This window comes from Shewanella sp. SW32 (genome assembly GCF_025653365.1).
Classification (GTDB): Bacteria; Pseudomonadota; Gammaproteobacteria; order Enterobacterales; family Shewanellaceae; genus Shewanella; species Shewanella oncorhynchi.
Map to the genome: position 1 here is coordinate 1 of NZ_JAKKSJ010000046.1, position 18,252 is coordinate 18,252.

The following is an 18,252-nucleotide window of genomic DNA, read 5'->3' on the forward strand; positions in this document are numbered from 1 at the left end:
AAGCAGTGGAAAAAACGATATGGTTATCATCGCCGTTCAATCTCAGAAACCGCCATGTACAGGATAAAACAACTGCTAGGAGGCACGTTGAGCATGCGGAATTATAACGCTCAGGTGGGAGAAGCTTACGCGATGATTAGGGCTTTGAACAAGCTTACTGGGCTAGGTATGCCTGAAACCCACTATGTAGCTTGATATTTGAACAATGATGAGAGTTTTGTTCGCTGACTCGATTTAGGAAACAAAGCCGATTTTAACCCTCGGCTTGAAAATTGTAGGGCACGGGTGTCGAGGGCTTTCTCTGCCCAGCCTTTAGCCAAAATATCCTTAAGAACCCATTGACCTAGAACACCAGCAAGATGACTGCGACGCTCGCTCCAATCGAGGCATGACTTACATAAAGGACGGCGAGATTGACGACTTTTCGGCACATCGAATACATCATCTGATGTACCCAGCAACGAGTGTTCTACGCCACGTTTGGCAAAAAAGGTCATCCCTGCCGCGGTGATTTTTGTTTCGCCCCCTTCATGGGCGATCAAATTCTGCCGACTTAAGCTGTCGTAAAGCGCAACCCCCAATTCACCCGCGAGATGATCATAACAAACGCGAGCCAGTCTCAATCTAGGGTCCGCGGGCCCATGGATTACCTTAGGGCTCGCAATGGCAACGCTCATGTTGAGCAGACTTTCCAACAGTTCGGCCACTTGGCGACTCTGCAGCTGAAAATACTTATGCCTCCCCTGCTTACGCACGAGCAATAGTTCGCCTTCAACCAACTTAGTTAAATGGCTGCTGGCAGTCTGCGGTGTGATGTCTGCTTCAAGAGCCAGTTCTGTCGCCGTCAATGCCTGTCCGCCCATAAGAGCAATCAACATACGTGAGCGGGCGGCGTCACCAATCAAGTTGGCAATAAAGGCAATATTTGGTTCCATGCTTGTAATCTCATTCGGTGACAATTCGATAACCATCGAAGCATTAAGTTTTCAGGTAATTACAATGCAGCTAAAACCTTTACCACACAAGTCAATGGCGCCAAACACTATGAAAATTACCTGTTTTATCGAATACAAAATAGACCCCTTCAAATTGGAACAATTTGCCCAATATGCTGAAAACTGGGGCGATATTATTCCAGCCTACGGTGGCGAACTCCTTGGCTACTTTCTGCCACACGAAGGCACCAATGACACTGCATATGGTCTCATTAGCTTCGATAGTCTGGCCCACTATGAACGCTATAGAGACAAACTGAAGACAGAAGCCGCAGGCAAGGCAAATTTTCAGTTGGCCAAGCAAGGAGAATTTATTTTGAGTGAAAAACGCAGTTTCCTAAAGCCGATAGCCAATACCTATCAAAGAGCTGCGGAGACAAAACTATGATGGTCGTTATTTTTGAAGTCGTGCCGAATCCCGGCTGCCAAGAAAAGTATTTAGAGATAGCCGCCGACCTGAAATCGAGCCTGAGTAACATTGAAGGATTTATTTCAATCGAACGGTTTCAGAGTATGGTCAATCCCGAACGCTTATTATCGCTGTCATTCTGGGAGAATGAGGCTGCGGTACAGGCTTGGCGACAACAGATATATCACCGCGAGGCACAAACTCAAGGACGCGAACAATTATTCGCCGATTATCGCCTGCGGGTTGCCGAAGTTGTTCGTGACTATGGCATGTTCGATCGTGCTCAGGCACCTAAGAGCAACTGATATGCTGCGACTTGAGTAGCATGCCTTGCAGGCACTCAGTCTTAGCAACAAAGAGTGTACTCGCCAGCGAAATTTGCCCCACAATATTAAACGGTAGGCGCCACTCTAAAACGGTTTTTTATGTAAATACTGGGGTTGTATCTTGGCTTATATAACCCCACACCCGAAAACAAGAGCCTTCAATAGCGTATTTAATTCCGTGTCTATTTAGAATAGTAAGAATTTCACTGCTCCTATCGGTCTCCTGAGGTGCAACTAAACGACCACGATACTCGGAAACTATTGGATTAAAGTCTAGCCACTCGATACCTGAACTTTCTTCATAGATCTCGTTCCACCAAACGGCACTAAATCCTAAAATATCATCTGATGAAATCAGTTTGTACCTTACGCTAATAGATAGAAAATGAAGCGCTTCAAAATCATTACAAAGCTCGCGCCACTTAGTTTTATTCATCACTGAGACTAACTGGCGTTCATTAATTATTTTTCGATATTTCTCGTGCATAATTTCAAGTCCAACTCATTTTTAGGGCGTGTGTATCCAGAAATGAGCAAGAACAATCCTCCTTAAATAGAAACTAAATCACAATCTCATTTTAACTTGTTAATTTTGTTTGGGTTATTCGTGGCCATCTTTGTGAGAATGTGGTGTTAATGAATGGATTAGCGCCAGCGTATTTTGTTCAATTGGCAGAACATTTAACTCTCGCTCAGCTAAAGGATCGAAAGATATCCCAATGGACTCGTGACCCGTAGTAAAAAATCCGTGTAATTCATGCTGCCATGGTGGGGGAAAATCAAGTGGTGGTAGTAACGCATTGGCCGTATGGAACCGCCACAGATTGACTAAACCATGGGCGTTAACACAGTAACATTTTTCCAGTGGCGAGAACTCCTGCTGCAGGCGATTAGACTTGACCATAATGGCGATATTATCGATAAACGAGGTCATATCCTGATTGATTATGGCGGCTAGGCTGCGTAGCATCGCCATGCTGTATGTCGAGTCTTTTAGGTTTGTAAGTTGATGGCGTAACTTATCTGTCACGGCTGTGGCACCTAAAATGGCATATACGGCATTGCAGGCCAAGAGTGTCACCTTATGCCCAGTTAAAAAAGGCGGCACAAATCGCTGTTTATAGGCTGTAATAGTAGGTAAATCATGGATGGCTAGTGCCGCCAACAAGGGCCAAATATGTAGGCTATCTGTACCCGAATAATCCCCATCCCGCACTAATCGCGTCAAACAACCAAAGCGCCCCGCTAATGTCAGGCAGTTCATAAACTCATCGAAGTTATTAAAGGCCACCCGTTGGATTATGGCTAATTGGGTTAAATCATTTTCTATGTAGCAGATGCGATTGATCCATTCGTTAGCGGAGAGATGACGACTCTCTTTTACACACTGTTGTAGGATAGCGAGTTTGGCGACTTGAGGCTCAGTTAACTGCTTGTCATTTTCTGCCAATCTCTGCAATGCGTTTAGTGCTTGGTCTCTGTCTTTTTTAGGGTAGCTTTTCACATCATACCTCACTTCATGTTGCCCTGAAGTTCAAAATGTAATCATAGGTTTACTAGGCTTATCGAGTAGTGGACGTTTATTTTCGTTATCCTTAGTCCTCAATTAATTCATCTGGATATAGCGCGATTTGCGCCAAGGATTGTGCAAAAAATTGGCTTAGGTCTGGGCTAATAAAGTCCATCATATCGGGGTCATGGGTGTATGCGATCACTTGTCCCATTTGGCCTAATGCCGAGGGCGAATGATCTGTAATCAAGAGTAATGTACCGCCCCCAAATTGGGCAAAGGGCAACCAACCTTCTTGATACCATCCTGATTGGATTTTGGGATCCCGCACTTCTGGCTCGTGGTAATCAACGTAGTACTGGGCCTGTTTTCTCATTCGGTCACGAAATTTAAATGATGAGGCTAGTGACAAAAAATCATACCGGCAAAAGTAATCTTTTCGGGCAAAGACTGTGCTCCACTCATTGCCGCCATTGGCATATCCCCAAAGCTCCCTTAGCGGGGAAACTAGTTTAAAACCTAATTGTTTTTCGGCTTCATCTAAGACTAAGTTTGATAAGCCACGATCCAGTTCTAATGTTTGATTCATGTTGGCGTAGATAGCACTCAATGCTTGTAGATACGTCTTAACATCCATTGTATTTATTCCTTCATCTTGACACTTGGCCGCAGTATTAATCCATTTTCTTTATACCGCGAACATATACACTTGGCGAACTTAGTTAATCGAATTAACCACATAAATTCTATTTTCATATTGCTACGACAGATTCTGTCGCAGCCTTCTATTACTTACTAAGCCGCTATTCCAGTCATACCTTATTAACTAGATATACAGCCTAATTTTCAGCGTCAAGTGACCCTTACTCAGTTTGAGCCCTCGTTCGCCACACAAAATATCGGTGAATGAATTAGTCGAGCGTCTTGCAAACCACACGCAGAATACGAGTAAACGTTCGGTGCAACATCCACTACTCGATGATATAGACCAAGCACTAGCGGCAATGTGAGTGTCGTCGCGAGGAACACCATAGAACTCAGTTAATACAATCAGATAGGCGTGCTAAACAAACAACGCCCCCCACGATGCCCTAGTGATTATCGGGCTAACGGCTAACCCTAATCTTGAGTCAGAGCTTGAGGTATTAGTAATAGCCACTGGCATTGCAACAAAAACCATAGAAAATCAGGTATCTATAGCGTCACAAATTGATGATAAGTACATTTAAGCGACAACAGCATTAACTCGACTGATAAATTCCTTTATGCATCTCTTTATGCAAGAAGACTACGTCCTTATCAATAATTTCGAGTCGCCAGCCATAGTGATGCGCGATCCACTCAAAAGTCGCTTCGGCGTAAAAATTGATGTGGGTGGGATCGTTTTTATAGTGCCAGCGGGCAAATGCGGTTTTATCCTGCACACGCTTGGTCATGACCGCCAAAATGCCGTTGGGTTTTAATAACCTATCGAGCTGAGTAAGCAAACCTGCGGCACCACTCACGTGTTCAATGACTTCGGTCAAGGTAATAAAGTCGTATTGGCGGGCTAATGTTTCGGGATTATTGGCGTAATAAAGGTCGTAATTATCTATCTGATAACCGCGCGCCTTTGCCATTAGACTCAATGCCTTACCTTCTCCACAGCCAAAATCGAGCCCTTGGGCCGAAATGCTAACACGGCTAAGTAGTGGCTCGAGTGTGCGATTTAAAAATGTTTGATAGCCGAGATCATCGGCATGATTCTCGTGCTTATCGTACTCGGCTTTTTCTGCCTCGGCCGAAAGATAAAACTCAGAAGGCACGCTCACCAGTTGGCAGGTTTGGCATTGCAGGTAACTGCGCTTCCTATCTTGATGATAAGCGAGTAATTCAACGCCATGACATAAGGGGCAGATATTCAACAACAATTCCTAGGGATAGTAAGGTGCATAGTAATGTGCATAGTAATGAGAATAGTCGTAATGCCCACAAATAATGCTAGCACTGACCAGCTGAAATCGACTATATCGATGGCCTGATTAAGGTTTAGGGATTTTACGCTCTTTTGCGGCGGCTTCTTTTGCTTCCCGTAAATATTTTTGCTCGCGACTTTCTCTTTCGTCGAACTGTTTTTGTGCCTTAAGTTTTTGCTGCGCTTCCCAATCGTTGGTTTGGGATTGTTGCTTAATTTTATCTTCCCGCTCTGTCGTCTCTTTAGTGGCTTGACGGGCCTTTTCTAATTGAGCCTGTTCTAATCGCTGTGAGTCGATGCGTGCCTTATCGGCTTTTTGCTCTAGGGTCAATCTAGGCTTTGGCGCCTCGGCGGCATTTGTTAACGCGAGATGAAAACTAAAGATGAGGACTAGCGATATTAATATTTTAGAGATTAACACTTTAAATAAATACGCCATTTCCTGTCTCCTTTATTCGATAATTGAATGAATCAATGATAAAAGCCAATTCACGCAAGATGTGCAAAACATAGCATAAAATCTGCCTAAGCTTGAAATATGCAGCAGGTGTTCTTAAAAAATATGCTTGAATACAAGTCTTAAACTACACTTTTTAAGTTTCTATTTGAGTGAAACAACAATTAGGTTTATTTTTAACCCCATTGGAATGATGTACTATTGGGCAACTTCGTGTTCAACGAAGACCTAAAAATGGGATGTGACTATTTTGCGTCACAAGGGAGTATCCTGAATGATCAGATGGCAACACTTACTTAAGAAACTCAGTACAGATGATCCTGTACTGCAAGAAAAGCTTTCTCTCTGGCAAGCACATCCCCATAAAACCCCCTTAGCCTTAATTCAAGGCTTTAGCTTTATTAGTGCCAACCAAGCCACCCTCAGTTATTTTGAGACTGAATACGATGCTTTTGTGAATGCGACTCCCTATGATTTTTCTCCGAGGATCCAATCTTCAGGCCGCAATAGTGTTGAATTTGCGCGGGAAATGATCCTTGAAGCCATTGCTGGCAATAATGTTGAATTCAACTGGCTGCACATGAGCCAACAAGGCAATGAACTGCCGACTCGAATTAATCTCTATCGCTGTTATCTGCAACAACAGCCCGTGGTACTCGTTGAATTACAAGCTCTCAATCGCCGCAATCAAATGCGCGAAACGATTTCTGATGGTTTTGCTCATATTCCCAAAGAAATTTTGTCGACCACGCTCGAAGAAAGTGCCGAAGCTGTGTATATCACTGACACTGATAATCAAATTTTGGCTGTCAATAAAGCAATGTGCCGTATTTGCGGCTATAGCGCTGAGCAGCTCATCAGTAAAACCCCTGAATTTTTAGAGGTAAGAACCCATAATATGGGGGAAGAAACCGAATGCCAAATCGCCTTGAAACAAAGGGGATTTTGGCAGGGCGAAACGTGGAAAAGACGTTCAGATGGCAGTAACTTTCCTGCTTGGCAGAGCAGTCGTAAAATCGTCACTGAAGATGATGCTCATTATAATGTGAATATTTTCAGTGATATTAGTACTAAAAAACTATTAGAAACCCAGCTAACAACTCGAGCTATGTACGATACCTTGACTGGATTACCTAACCGGTTCCATCTCAAACAGATCCTCAATAGTGCCCTCGAAAAACTTAAAACTGATCCCCTCGCACTGGGGGCGTTGATGTTTTTAGATCTCAATGGTTTCAAGAATATCAATGACAGCTTCGGTCACTCCATGGGCGATAGAGTATTACAACTCGTCGCCGCCCGCCTCGAGGCGGGTTGCATCGAAAAGGCCGATATAGCCCGTATGGGAGGAGATGAATTTACCTTAGTGCTGCAAGACTGTAGCTGTAAAGATGAAATTCAGCTGTTTGCAGAGCAGATTCTCAGCTTATTTGAGAGCCCCTTTGAAATTGAAGGCCAAAAGTTCTTCCTCGGCACTAGCATAGGCATTGCGCTATTTCCTACCCACAGTAACCAAGCGGGACAACTGATTAGTCTTGCCGATACTGCCATGTATTGCGCTAAAAAGAGCTTACCGCATCTCGTGTTTTACGATAAGGCAATGAGCCTAGCAGCCGAGTTAAAATTACAGTTAATCAATAACCTAAGGCATGCGCATAGCCTAAAACAATTCACTCTCGCTTATCAAGCCATAGTCGATTTACACACAAATCAAACTATTGCTGCCGAAGCCCTGCTCCGCTGGCAGAAGTCACCGACAGAATATTATGAAGCTGCCGACTTTGTGCCATTGCTTGAGGAAACAGGATTAATTGTCAGCATTGGCCAATGGGTATTAGAACAGGCCTGTGTACAAGCGGCCCTCTGGCGAGCACATTATCAACCCGACTTTAGAATTTCAGTCAATGTGTCACCACTGCAATTGGAACACTTAGATTTTATCGACCAAGTGATAAATGCCTTAGAAATGGCGAAGTTACCCGCTGATGCACTGATTTTAGAAATTACCGAATCGGCATTGTTACGACAACCGGAGCAAGCACGACTCACACTCAATCGTATCAAAGCGTTAGGTGTCAGTATTGCCATCGATGATTTTGGGACTGGGTTATCGTCACTCAGTCGATTAGGGACTTTGCCAATAGACAGCGTCAAAATTGATGCCGAGTTTGCCTTGCGCTTAAACGAAGTCTCAGGACAAAAGCTCTGCAATGCTATAGTGCAACTCGCACAAGCACTCGACATTCACTTCGTCGCAGAAGGTATTGAAACTCAACAACAAAAAGACATAATGACTGACATGGGCCAAGGTTTCGCCCAAGGATTTCTATTTGGCTACCCGAGTTCAGTCGAAAACTTCACCCAAGCCTTTCTTGCGGAAAAACGCTTAGCCTAGAACAGATTTAGGACTGCCGATGTTCGCATCGGCTCGATAATCCGACCGGCGTACCGAATTAACGCTCTCGACGTTTACAACGGAAAACGAAAGATTCCGCTAAGGTTTCATCGAAATATTTTGATGGGTCGCGAACTAAGGGAAAAGATTTTCTTGCAGAAAACATACGATTTAAGCTCGATAGCCCTGCCAGCACGCTATTTACTAATAGTAATGAATGGAATCTACTCCCCTGCAAAGCCAATGATGGCCTGGCAAAGCGCTCTCATCATTATCAATAAAAAAAACCATATTTAAAGCTCAATAGCCCTGCCAGCACACCATTTACTAATAGTTATGAATGGAATAACTCCCCTGCAAAGCCAATGATGGCCTAGCAAAGCGCTCTCATCATTATCAATAAAAAAACCATATTTAAAGCTCGATAGCCCTGCCAGCACGCCATTTACTAATAGTAATGAATGGAATTACTCCCCTGCAAAGCAATTGGCTGGCAAAGCTATCTCATCATTTGCTGCGCAAATGAATCCCAGTTATTAAACCGTATTTCACATTACGTTAGCGTGATCTGAATAAGATTTTGACTATTTTAATTCGTACGGAGTCTCAAAAACTCAATAACTTAAAAGCACTAATTCATACCTAAAACATCTAAGACTCAATAGCCTTAACCCCATCAACTATACCTTACCACTGGATTCATTTGAGTTCTGATAACGAACCTGCACTGTACTCGGCATCGCCTTAATCCGCAATCCCACCATAGCATCAAATGCCATCATTAACGGCTGAACATCAAGGGTAGAATCGAGGGCGCTTAACATATAAGCGCAAGCTTCTAAGGTCGATAAACTATCGCTACGACTTGATTTACGGATCCGATAGCGCGATTCATAACCTTCAGCCAAATGCACCGCAGGATACTGGGTTAACCAAGGATTCAGTTGCAGCATTTTGAATGCCTTACGCCAAGTGCCATCGAGCAACAGCAATATACAATCAGGATTAATACGTTGCTGTTCAACACTTACACTTAACGCAGAGGGATAGACGAGATAAATAGGCTTATTACACGCCGCTAAATATTCCCGTAAACCGTTGAAATCAGACTCGCTTTCACCCACATAAACTTGCGTTTTAGGTACAGCAAGACTCAATACCCGCACACTATTCTTCTTATGTTCGACTTCACTCGGGTGCTGTAAAACCACCAACTGAGTCATTGGAGAGATAGGCTGAACACTCGCACATAAGCAAGCATTTTGCGGATAACAACAGATAACACAATAGTGACGGGACAAGCTTTACCCTCGGTTTAGTGAGTTATTTTACGAGTATACCAAAGGATAAAAGGGTATTAGACACAATAAAAAAATACCCACAGTTCGCGGTCAAACAAACTGTGGGTAAAGGGTGTACTCTGTAATTAATCAGTGCCGCGAACTAATGCTCGCCAACTAACTGCTCTTGGTGCCAGTGGTCGAATCGACTCAGCGCCATCATCAACAATAAACCGATAGAAAACACGCCCATGACGAGTGCCACTGCGTAAGGTGCAGTTAAATTCGTTTGCTGTATAAGTCCAGCTAAAACGGATGCACCACTCATCTGAATAAAACCTAGCATAGCCGCGGCAGTCCCCGCTCGCTCACCAAAAGCTGACAGCGCCATACTCGTCGCGGGGCCGAGTAAGAAGGCAAATCCCACACACAACAACATCATAGGTAACATGAAGTTAAAAGCTGCTGCCATCCCTGTATTTGGACCAAACTGTTGGCCCGCCACTGTCGCCACTGAAGACAGAACGAGTAAAGACAGAGCCAAAATAACCGTTGGACGATTACCCAGTTTGCGAATGACGATCGGTGCAGCAAAACAGGCCACGATATTGAACACAGCATTGAGCCCGAATAAACCACTAAACGCCAGCTCAGAAACCCCTAAATGCCCAATCAACCACACAGGCGCATAAGACACATAACTCAAAATTGCCGCCATAGCTGACATACAAGCAAAGGCATAAAACAAAAAGTGGGTGTTACCGAGTACAGGTTTGAATCTGCCCCAACGGTAAAGTGGGCCAGTAGTAACAGTGTTGGCTGGACGAGTCTCAGGTAAGCGATAACCGACAACGAGCATCATCAACATGGCATATAACGTCATGAAAACGAAGGTTGAACGCCAGCCGAATTGCATCGCTAACAAGCCACCTAAGGTTGGTGCTAAAGCTGGGATCACGCAAATCGCGCCATTTAAGTAACTGTAAATTTTAGCGCCTTCTTTTTGTGAGTAGCAGTCGCGCACCGCACTAAACACCACAATAGAAGTTGAACAGGCGGCTAAACCTTGCAGCACACGAGCAATCTGTAACCAATGAAATTCGATGGCCGCGGCAGCGAGAAGACTACTTGCGCCGTAGAGTAAGACCCCGAAAATGGCCACAGGACGGCGGCCATAACGGTCGGCTAATGGCCCAATCAACACTTGGCCTAAGCCCATGGCGAATAAAAACAATACGAGTGTGGATTGCACATCACTGGCAGATACGGCGAATTCTGTCGCCATAGTTGGCATTGAAGGTAAATAAATATCGATGGCTAATGGGCTGAGCAGCACCATAGACATCAGGATAGGTAACAGATTGCGCCGCATAAATAATCTCAGTTGATCAGGGAAAGGTATTTCAGTGGGCGCTATTTTAATTAACTCAAGGTATGAACAGAAATGGTATAATTTCCAAAGTAAATTTCCTCTGAGGAATATCTGTGAATATCGACAACTTAGCCAGAATCGATTTGAACTTGCTGGTCATACTCAAGGTGCTGCTAGAGGAGCAGAGTGTCACTCGCGCCGCCAGCCGATTACATATAAGTCAGTCAGCCCTCAGTAAGAGCTTAAATCGACTCAGAGAAACCTTAGATGATCCCCTATTTCAGCGCACGGCGCATGGCTTAAAACCCACCGCGCACGCCCTCATTCTTGGGCAAAAACTGCCGAATATATTGCAAGACTTGTATCAACTCACTCAGCCTCCGACCTTTAATCCTGCCAGTAGCAATCGACAATTTTCTTTTGCCATGGTGGAAAGCGCCTATGAAACCTTAATCCCATATTTTATCGGCCCTATGCTGACCACGGCACCCAACGTAAAACTCGACTCCTATGTCTGGACCGAAAAATCGATGCAGGATTTGCAGCAAGGGCAAATCGACTTTGGTATTTCAGGGCGGGATTTGCATCCACTGTCAGATTTTCAAGTAGATCGCCTGCCCGAAGGGATTGCCTATCAAACATTATTTACCGATCAACAAGTCTGCTTAGTGCGAGAGGATCACCCGCTGATGGCGGCGCTCACCTCAGAACAATGGAATTTACCCTTTTACCTCGATATGGCCCATGTGCAGGTTCGTTGTGAAGGTAGTGATTGGTGGGCACTGGATTACTTTCTTGCCGATCTTGGGCATAGACGCCGGATCAGCACGACTGTACCCGACTTTTATGGTGCCGCCAGCGTTTGCGCCCACAGCAATTTAATCTTCACTCTGCCGTCGAGCTTTGCCCGTCACGCCTGCCAACTTTATCCGCTCAAACAACTGCCACTGCCTTTCGAATTTATGCCAATGGCCTATGTGCTGTTATGGCATCAAAGAAATGATGAAGATCAAGGGCATAAATGGATTAGAGAAACCATTTGTCAAAGTGTGGCTAAGTTATTCAATCCCACAGAAATGCTTTAACACGACAAAAACGGTCAGTAAAAAGCCCGACAAAGCAAAGGCTTTATCGGGCTAATATCGAGGCACGCTATTAAGAATAGCGATTACAGAATAAATGTCGCGACTTGCGCATTCAGGTCATTAGCGCGAGCTTTTAACCCTCTCGCCTGTGCCAAATCTGCCATGGCCGATGCGGTAATCTCATCGGTCACATCTTTAATCGCAACCGTATTCTGGGTTATTTCACCCGTCACTTGAGTCTGTTCTTCCGCTGCGGTAGCAATTTGGCCTGCCATATCTGAAATCACGTTGACCGCTTGTGTGATCTCTTCAAGGGCTTTCGCCGCGGCATTTGCATCTTCTACGCTATGACCCGCTAATACTTGGCTGCTTTCCATCAAGCTGACTGCTCGAGCGGTAGTGCGTTGTAGCGTTTCAATCGTGGTATGTACTTCCTGAGTCGAATCTTGTGTACGACGTGACAGTACTCGAACTTCATCGGCAACGACCGCAAAACCACGGCCTTGCTCGCCAGCACGAGCCGCTTCAATGGCTGCGTTAAGCGCTAAAAGGTTAGTTTGCTCTGCGATCCCTTGAATTGTCGCCAGAATACTCGAGATAGACTTAGCGTGACGACTTAAATCGCCAATAACATCCGTTGCTTGAGTCACTTCATCGGCGAGGGAATTAATCGAGTTACGAGTTTTATTGACTAACTCTTTGCCCTGTAAACTGCTCGCTGCAGACTGTTGAGCCGCTGTTGCCGTGTTCTCAGCATTGGCTGCGATCTCATTAGTCGCACTCGCCATTTCAGTTACCGCAGTCGCGACCATAGCGACTTCTTGCTGTTGACGCTGTAACTCCGCAACTGAAGTTTGCGTGGTGGCAAGACTACGTTCAGCATCGGCATCTAACTCATTCGCTAATTGGCGAATATGGCTGATCAGCTGATGTTGACTGCCCACAAAGCGGTTAAAGCTGTCGGCAAGCACGCCCACTTCATCTTGAGTGTCGACAGAAATACGTTGAGTTAAATCACCATTACCATCGGCAATACGCGCCAGTGCTTGCGATACTCGACTCAGAGGACCCAGCAAGACACTTACTAGCCAAGAAATGGCTAATACACTTAAGATCAACACGAGTGCAGAAAGCCCAAACTGAGTGAGTAACAAGCTCGACAGTGGCGACTCTAGCGTTTCCTTATCAAGCACTAACACTAATTCCCAATCTGTATTAGGGATATCAACGCTCCAGACTAATTTGTCACGTCCTTCATTTTCAAAATACATAGGTAACAGAGTGCCCGCTGCACGGCTTTGCTCTGGTAAGTTGCGATTAAGCTCGTTGTCGATTTCACCTATAGGTTTCATCGTCTTAGCTTGATCTTTATAAGCGATCACTGTGCCGTCTTTGTGCATCATGATGGCATAACCGTTTGCCGGTAACTTCATGCGGTTGACCTCTTCGATAAGATTACTAATCGATAGATCTCCAGCAATAACTCCGCCTGCAACAGGCTCGGCCAAAGTCACCACTAAAATATTAAAAGCAGTATCAAGATAAGGTCGAGTAAATACACTTCCACCAGTTCGCATAGCCTCTTGGTACCAAGGTCGTGTACGAGGATCATAATTTGTATAGTCAGTTGCAGGCTCTGAATCTCTCATATTGCCGTTAGACTCACCAAAATATGTCGATTCAAACCCTCCCGATTGCTTAGCCTGTTTCATTGCTTGCACAATGTCATTATTGCGCTGCCCAGCAAGACCTTTAACAATTTTCTGACGACTTGCAAGCCACTCACTAATCAGTAACGCTTGCTGGTCTCCAAGACGTTGAGCCTGTTCTAAATTCACGTCTAATAGTACTTTCTTCTGACTTGTATAACTTTGCCAAGATAACAGTAAAATTACCGATGAGAGAGCGAGAATTACGGAAAAAAGGATTTTTTGTCTTAATGAATATGATTTCATAATATATTTCACGAATAAAAACTGGATAATTATGCTGACCAAAAATAATAACTATTCCTAGTAGCGCTTAGTTTACTTATATACGTAAAAATAACGGCGAATACACTTATTTTTACCGCAAGAATAAACAAACTCACAACAAATCCAAGATAGATCAACGTATGCATCTGAGCACCGGCCTCTTATTTAATAGGACGCCTAATTTATGCATATTTAAATATGCACTATAAATCTCATGTAATTTAAAATTACTCTTATCTTAATGCTAATAGTTACGAATTAAATTCAACTTAAATAGAAATGAGTTATAAAAGCATTTAGATGAAAAAGTAATAAAAGTGCCATTTTTATTACATGGCACTTTTATATCAAGATCAAATCATTCGCTATTTTAAACTTAGGCTACAGAATAAATGTCGCGACTTGCGCATTCAGGTCATTAGCGCGAGCTTTTAAGCCCCTCGCCTGTGCCAAATCTGCCATGGCCGATGCGGTAATCTCATCGGTCACATCTTTAATCGCAACAGTATTCTGAGTTATTTCACCCGTCACTTGAGTCTGTTCTTCCGCTGCGGTAGCAATTTGGCCTGCCATATCAGAAATCACGTTGACCGCTTGCGTAATCTCTTCAAGGGCTTTCGCCGCGGCATTTGCATCTTCTACGCTATGACCCGCTAATGCTTGGCTGCTTTCCATCAAGCTGACTGCTCGAGCGGTAGTGCGTTGTAGCGTTTCAATCGTGGTATGTACTTCCTGAGTCGAATCCTGTGTACGACGTGACAGTACTCGAACTTCATCGGCAACGACCGCAAAACCACGGCCTTGCTCACCAGCACGAGCCGCTTCAATGGCTGCGTTAAGCGCTAACAGGTTAGTTTGCTCTGCAATCCCTTGAATTGTCGCCAGAATACTCGAGATAGACTTAGCGTGACGACTTAAATCGCCGATGACATCCGTTGCTTGAGTCACTTCATCTGCGAGTGAATTAATCGAGTTACGAGTTTTATTCACTAACTCTTTACCCTGTAAACTGCTCGCCGCAGACTGTTGAGCCGCTGTTGCCGTGTTCTCAGCATTTGCTGCGATCTCATTAGTCGCACTCGCCATTTCAGTTACCGCAGTCGCGACCATAGCGACTTCTTGCTGTTGACGTTGTAACTCCGCAACTGAAGTTTGCGTGGTAGCAAGACTACGTTCAGCATCGGCATCTAACTCATTCGCTAATTGGCGAATATGGCTGATCAGCTGATGTTGACTGCCCACAAAGCGGTTAAAGCTGTCGGCAAGCACGCCCACTTCATCTTGAGTGTCGACTGAAATACGTTGAGTTAAATCACCATTACCATCGGCAATACGCGCAAGGGCTTGCGATACTCGACTCAGAGGACCCAGTAACATGCCAACTAACCAAGAAATGGCTAACACACTCAGCAACAGTACGAATGCAGAGAGACCCAGTTGAGTGAGTAATAGGTTAGACAATGGCGCTTCTAGCGTTTCCTTATCAAGCACTAACACTAATTCCCAATCTGTATTAGGGATATCAACGCTCCAGACTAATTTGTCACGTCCTTCATTTTCAAAATACATAGGCAACAGAGTGCCCGCTGCACGGCTCTGTTCCGGTAAGTTGCGATTAAGCTCGTTATCGATTTCACCTATAGGTTTCATCGTCTTAGCTTGATCTTTATAAGCGATCACAGTGCCATCTTTGTGCATCATGATGGCATAACCGTTTGCCGGTAACTTCATCCGATTAACACCGTCAACTAGGCTTGCGATAGATAAGTCACCACCCACAACACCTTGTGCGGTTGGCTGCGCCATAGTCACAACCAGAATGTTATAGGCAACATCCACGTAAGGTTTTGTCAAAATAAGACCGCGCTCACTAATGGCTTGTTGATACCAAGGGCGGCTGCGAGGATCATAGCCCGTACGATCAATACTCGGATCAGAATCCAACATTTGCCCTGCTTGAGAGCCAAAATAGGTCAGCTGAAAACGACCCGATGCCTGTGCTTGTTGAAGTGTATTGAGGCTGTCACCTTCAACTTTGTTCGCCAGGGCTCCCATAATATCTTGGCGGCCAGCCAACCATTCTTGGATCCGCTCAGCCTGCTGTTCACCTAAGCGCTGCACTTGTTCTAGGCTGTTTTGTAACAGCTGGGATTTTTGGCTGGAATAACTTTGCCATGACAACAAACCAATCACGAGTGAAAGGGCTGCCACGACAGAGAACAGAATTTTTTGCTTGAGCGAATATGAGTTCATGTTGGCGTCTAATTAATTAACAAAGCAGTGAAACAAGAGGGTGTTTGAGCGGGTCGAACGAACATTTACAACTAATATAATAAGGCGGCTAACTGAGTTAAAACTGCAGTTAAATTTGAGCTGAATTTTCTCATATTCTGTACAGTTAGCAAAGAAATTGCTCAGATTTACATCAAAAAGATTTTAGCAAACACATATAATTAACCAACCGTTATTCGAGCAACAACATATAGATAGGCATGCGATCACATATCAAAGTAATGCGCAACACCAAAATGGCCTCCCGAGTAAAATAAAGTAAATTAATCAAGATTAACGTGACCTATACGCACTCGCTATTGCACACTAAATGTCCACTGCCTATCGAGGAGTTCTTATGATTTTTCAACAGTTCCAACAGAGCCCACTGCAGACCCGAATTTCTGGCCCACGGGCTTGGTTAGCGATGGCAATTAGCATTAGCCTAATTTGTTTATCACTATTTTTATTACCCTTCGTGCTCTTATTTGGCGCGATTGCGCTCGGTTGTTTAGTCCTATTTAGCCGTTTTTATATGGCACGTCAGTTGGCTAAATTTAATCAGGCTCAGGCAAACGCAACGCAGCATGCCCACGCGACAGAGGAGCCGCAGAGTCAGGTTTATGGATCTGACACTATTGTTAGGGAATCTAATGCGGCACGCCATCAAGGGCGCACTTTTGAGCATAAAGAGGATGAACACTAGTTCAATCGAAGCAAAACTGCGCTCAAGCGAGTAAGGTCTGCGCGCGTTTAAGGCTATGAATTTCGGCGGGATCTTGGGTTACCTCAAGCACATTTTCAATCTGTAATACCAGTGAACGCCACAGAGGCTCGATAATATCCGCCTCTTTTTTATTGGCATTTTGCCGTGCCAGCTTAAGCAAAGCAGCAGATCCAACGACATCAATTCGTCCTAAGATACCGTCGGCCAGTGCCATACTCAGCTCAATCATCGCAGGCACACTGTGGCTATATTTTATCACTTGGCGCAAATAATCCTCAGCTTGAGTCAAATCACTGCCAAAGGCATTGTCATCATTGAGCATATGCTGCGCCCGCGTGAGCATAGCATCGAGTTGTCCTTGCTCGGCAGCTTCGGCCATCCAATGCTCACTGGCAATCATATCTCGAGTACAGCCATCTCCATTGGCAAGCATTAATGCTAAATGATACTGGGCATGGGGATAACCTGCTTGCGCGGCTTTGCTTATAAAATGATAGGCTTGAGTTAAGTTCTTTTGCTGGTAATGCAACACACCTAGATTCGCCATCGCTTCAGTTTGCTCGCCATCTGCCGCACCTTGTAAATATTGCTGTGCTAACTTGCTGTCGGGTTGAAACGACTCACTGCCTACAAGATAAAAATATCCCAATAACGCCATCGCATTGACCACACCTGCTGCTGCTGCAGTGGCAATGATCTGTTCACCTTTAGCCACTTCTGGCGCGCCTTGATAACCGTGGATCAGTGCTACGCCATGCTCATGTAAGGCTTCCATGTGCTTAGGTGCCGCAAGGGAAAACCAATAGGCCGCTCGGGCAAAACTGTCAGCTGCGCTAATGTGAGAAATGGTATTTAGAGGTGAAACTGTGGATAAATCTTGGCTTGATATAGCTTCGGCTTCTGCCGCAAGTTCTTGCTCTTTGAGCAGTTCTTGTTCTTTCAGTATCAAAGCCTTGGTCTTAAACGATATCCCAACCAAATACTGCGCTTGCGGGTCATCTTCCATCACAGCGCGGTAGCACAAATCCCTCACCGTCATAGCGTCAGTCGCTTCATAACAGTAGGCAGGGGCAACTCGACCTTTAACCTTAGGATACAAGTGCTCGACTAAAGTCAGGACATCTTTAATGGATTTTTGCGCTAGCGCGAGTAATTGTTCCTGGGTGAGATGGTATTTCTCAGGATGAGCACCGCGGTTACCGTCGGCACGCAATCGATGCAGGGCACGAGTGGTCTTCACATCAATCACGCGCCGCTGATTTAGCTGTTCGATCCTATCGTATAAATTCGGACTCGAAAACGCGATTTGCTTATCTTGCCCCAGTAACTCTGTAAGTTTATGGGTAAAACTGCGAATGTGTAGCAGCGACTGTGTCGGCACATCCTGCACATAGCTTTTCGCCTTGAGGTAATCATCACTCAAGGAGACCGAAAAATCGTGGATAAACTCACTATCCTTAATGACTGTTTTCGTCCCCATGAGTGATTCCCTACA

The 18,252-nt window shown here is 44.7% G+C and carries 16 protein-coding genes and 1 pseudogene; 6 read left to right on the plus strand and 11 right to left on the minus strand.

Going from position 1 to position 18,252, the window contains the following annotated elements; translation table 11 throughout:
- Positions 1-195: pseudogene (locus L5M28_RS20685) on the plus strand (IS5/IS1182 family transposase); the annotation flags it as partial.
- Here L5M28_RS20685 and L5M28_RS20690 read toward each other — a convergent pair.
- Positions 183-935, minus strand: coding sequence for an ArsR/SmtB family transcription factor (locus L5M28_RS20690; protein WP_263204299.1), 753 nt, complete (start codon positions 933-935; stop codon positions 183-185). The pseudogene L5M28_RS20685 and the gene L5M28_RS20690 overlap by 13 nt on opposite strands.
- Positions 936-999: 64 nt before the next feature.
- On the opposite strand from L5M28_RS20690, the gene L5M28_RS20695 reads away from it, so the two are divergent.
- Both L5M28_RS20695 and L5M28_RS20700 read left to right on the plus strand, forming a co-directional pair.
- A complete protein-coding gene (locus L5M28_RS20695; RefSeq protein WP_263220949.1) occupies positions 1,000-1,383 on the plus strand; it encodes an NIPSNAP family protein in 384 nt (127 codons plus the stop codon).
- The gene (locus L5M28_RS20700; protein WP_263204300.1) at positions 1,380-1,709 is read left to right on the plus strand and encodes an antibiotic biosynthesis monooxygenase family protein; all 330 of its coding nucleotides are present in this window, start codon (positions 1,380-1,382) and stop codon (positions 1,707-1,709) included. Before L5M28_RS20695 ends, L5M28_RS20700 begins: the two co-directional genes overlap by 4 nt.
- A gap of 118 nt (positions 1,710-1,827) precedes the next feature.
- On the opposite strand, the gene L5M28_RS20705 is transcribed toward L5M28_RS20700, so the two are convergent.
- From L5M28_RS20705 to L5M28_RS20725, 5 genes are all read right to left on the minus strand, one after another.
- On the minus strand, positions 1,828-2,217 hold the full coding sequence (locus L5M28_RS20705) for a DUF6678 family protein (protein ID WP_263204301.1): 390 nt from the start codon (positions 2,215-2,217) through the stop codon (positions 1,828-1,830).
- Positions 2,218-2,331: 114 nt separating this feature from the next.
- On the minus strand, positions 2,332-3,234 hold the full coding sequence (locus L5M28_RS20710) for a hypothetical protein (protein ID WP_263204302.1): 903 nt from the start codon (positions 3,232-3,234) through the stop codon (positions 2,332-2,334).
- Between the two features lie 91 nt (positions 3,235-3,325).
- Positions 3,326-3,877 (minus strand): SMI1/KNR4 family protein, encoded by a 552-nt coding sequence (locus tag L5M28_RS20715; RefSeq protein WP_263204304.1) that lies wholly within the window; start codon positions 3,875-3,877, stop codon positions 3,326-3,328.
- 604 nt (positions 3,878-4,481) lie between these two features.
- Positions 4,482-5,144, minus strand: coding sequence for a class I SAM-dependent methyltransferase (locus L5M28_RS20720; RefSeq protein ID WP_263204306.1), 663 nt, complete (start codon positions 5,142-5,144; stop codon positions 4,482-4,484).
- A gap of 117 nt (positions 5,145-5,261) precedes the next feature.
- Positions 5,262-5,633 (minus strand): hypothetical protein, encoded by a 372-nt coding sequence (locus L5M28_RS20725; protein ID WP_113940294.1) that lies wholly within the window; start codon positions 5,631-5,633, stop codon positions 5,262-5,264.
- Positions 5,634-5,925: 292 nt separating this feature from the next.
- On the opposite strand from L5M28_RS20725, the gene L5M28_RS20730 reads away from it, so the two are divergent.
- Positions 5,926-8,046 carry a putative bifunctional diguanylate cyclase/phosphodiesterase gene (locus L5M28_RS20730; RefSeq protein WP_212599549.1) on the plus strand — a complete coding sequence of 707 codons (2,121 nt, stop codon included), beginning with the start codon at positions 5,926-5,928 and terminating at the stop codon, positions 8,044-8,046.
- Positions 8,047-8,726: 680 nt separating this feature from the next.
- Here L5M28_RS20730 and L5M28_RS20735 read toward each other — a convergent pair.
- Both L5M28_RS20735 and L5M28_RS20740 read right to left on the minus strand, forming a co-directional pair.
- Complete coding sequence (locus tag L5M28_RS20735; protein ID WP_263197573.1) at positions 8,727-9,347, minus strand: tRNA-uridine aminocarboxypropyltransferase; 621 nt, start codon at positions 9,345-9,347, stop codon at positions 8,727-8,729.
- Positions 9,348-9,489: 142 nt separating this feature from the next.
- A complete protein-coding gene (locus tag L5M28_RS20740) occupies positions 9,490-10,698 on the minus strand; it encodes a multidrug effflux MFS transporter (RefSeq protein ID WP_113940291.1) in 1,209 nt (402 codons plus the stop codon).
- Positions 10,699-10,811: 113 nt separating this feature from the next.
- On the opposite strand from L5M28_RS20740, the gene L5M28_RS20745 reads away from it, so the two are divergent.
- The gene (locus tag L5M28_RS20745; protein ID WP_263204307.1) at positions 10,812-11,783 is read left to right on the plus strand and encodes a LysR family transcriptional regulator; all 972 of its coding nucleotides are present in this window, start codon (positions 10,812-10,814) and stop codon (positions 11,781-11,783) included.
- A gap of 83 nt (positions 11,784-11,866) precedes the next feature.
- On the opposite strand, the gene L5M28_RS20750 is transcribed toward L5M28_RS20745, so the two are convergent.
- Complete coding sequence (locus tag L5M28_RS20750) at positions 11,867-13,738, minus strand: methyl-accepting chemotaxis protein (protein ID WP_263204308.1); 1,872 nt, start codon at positions 13,736-13,738, stop codon at positions 11,867-11,869.
- 402 nt (positions 13,739-14,140) lie between these two features.
- Positions 14,141-16,012: a methyl-accepting chemotaxis protein gene (locus L5M28_RS20755; RefSeq protein WP_263204309.1), complete on the minus strand. Its 1,872-nt coding sequence runs from the start codon at positions 16,010-16,012 to the stop codon at positions 14,141-14,143.
- A gap of 376 nt (positions 16,013-16,388) precedes the next feature.
- On the opposite strand from L5M28_RS20755, the gene L5M28_RS20760 reads away from it, so the two are divergent.
- Entirely contained in the window at positions 16,389-16,736 is a 348-nt protein-coding gene (locus L5M28_RS20760; protein ID WP_173497987.1) for a hypothetical protein, read from the plus strand.
- A 22-nt stretch (positions 16,737-16,758) separates the two neighbouring features.
- On the opposite strand, the gene L5M28_RS20765 is transcribed toward L5M28_RS20760, so the two are convergent.
- A complete protein-coding gene (locus tag L5M28_RS20765) occupies positions 16,759-18,237 on the minus strand; it encodes a DUF4145 domain-containing protein (RefSeq protein WP_263197575.1) in 1,479 nt (492 codons plus the stop codon).
- Positions 18,238-18,252 lie beyond the last annotated feature (15 nt).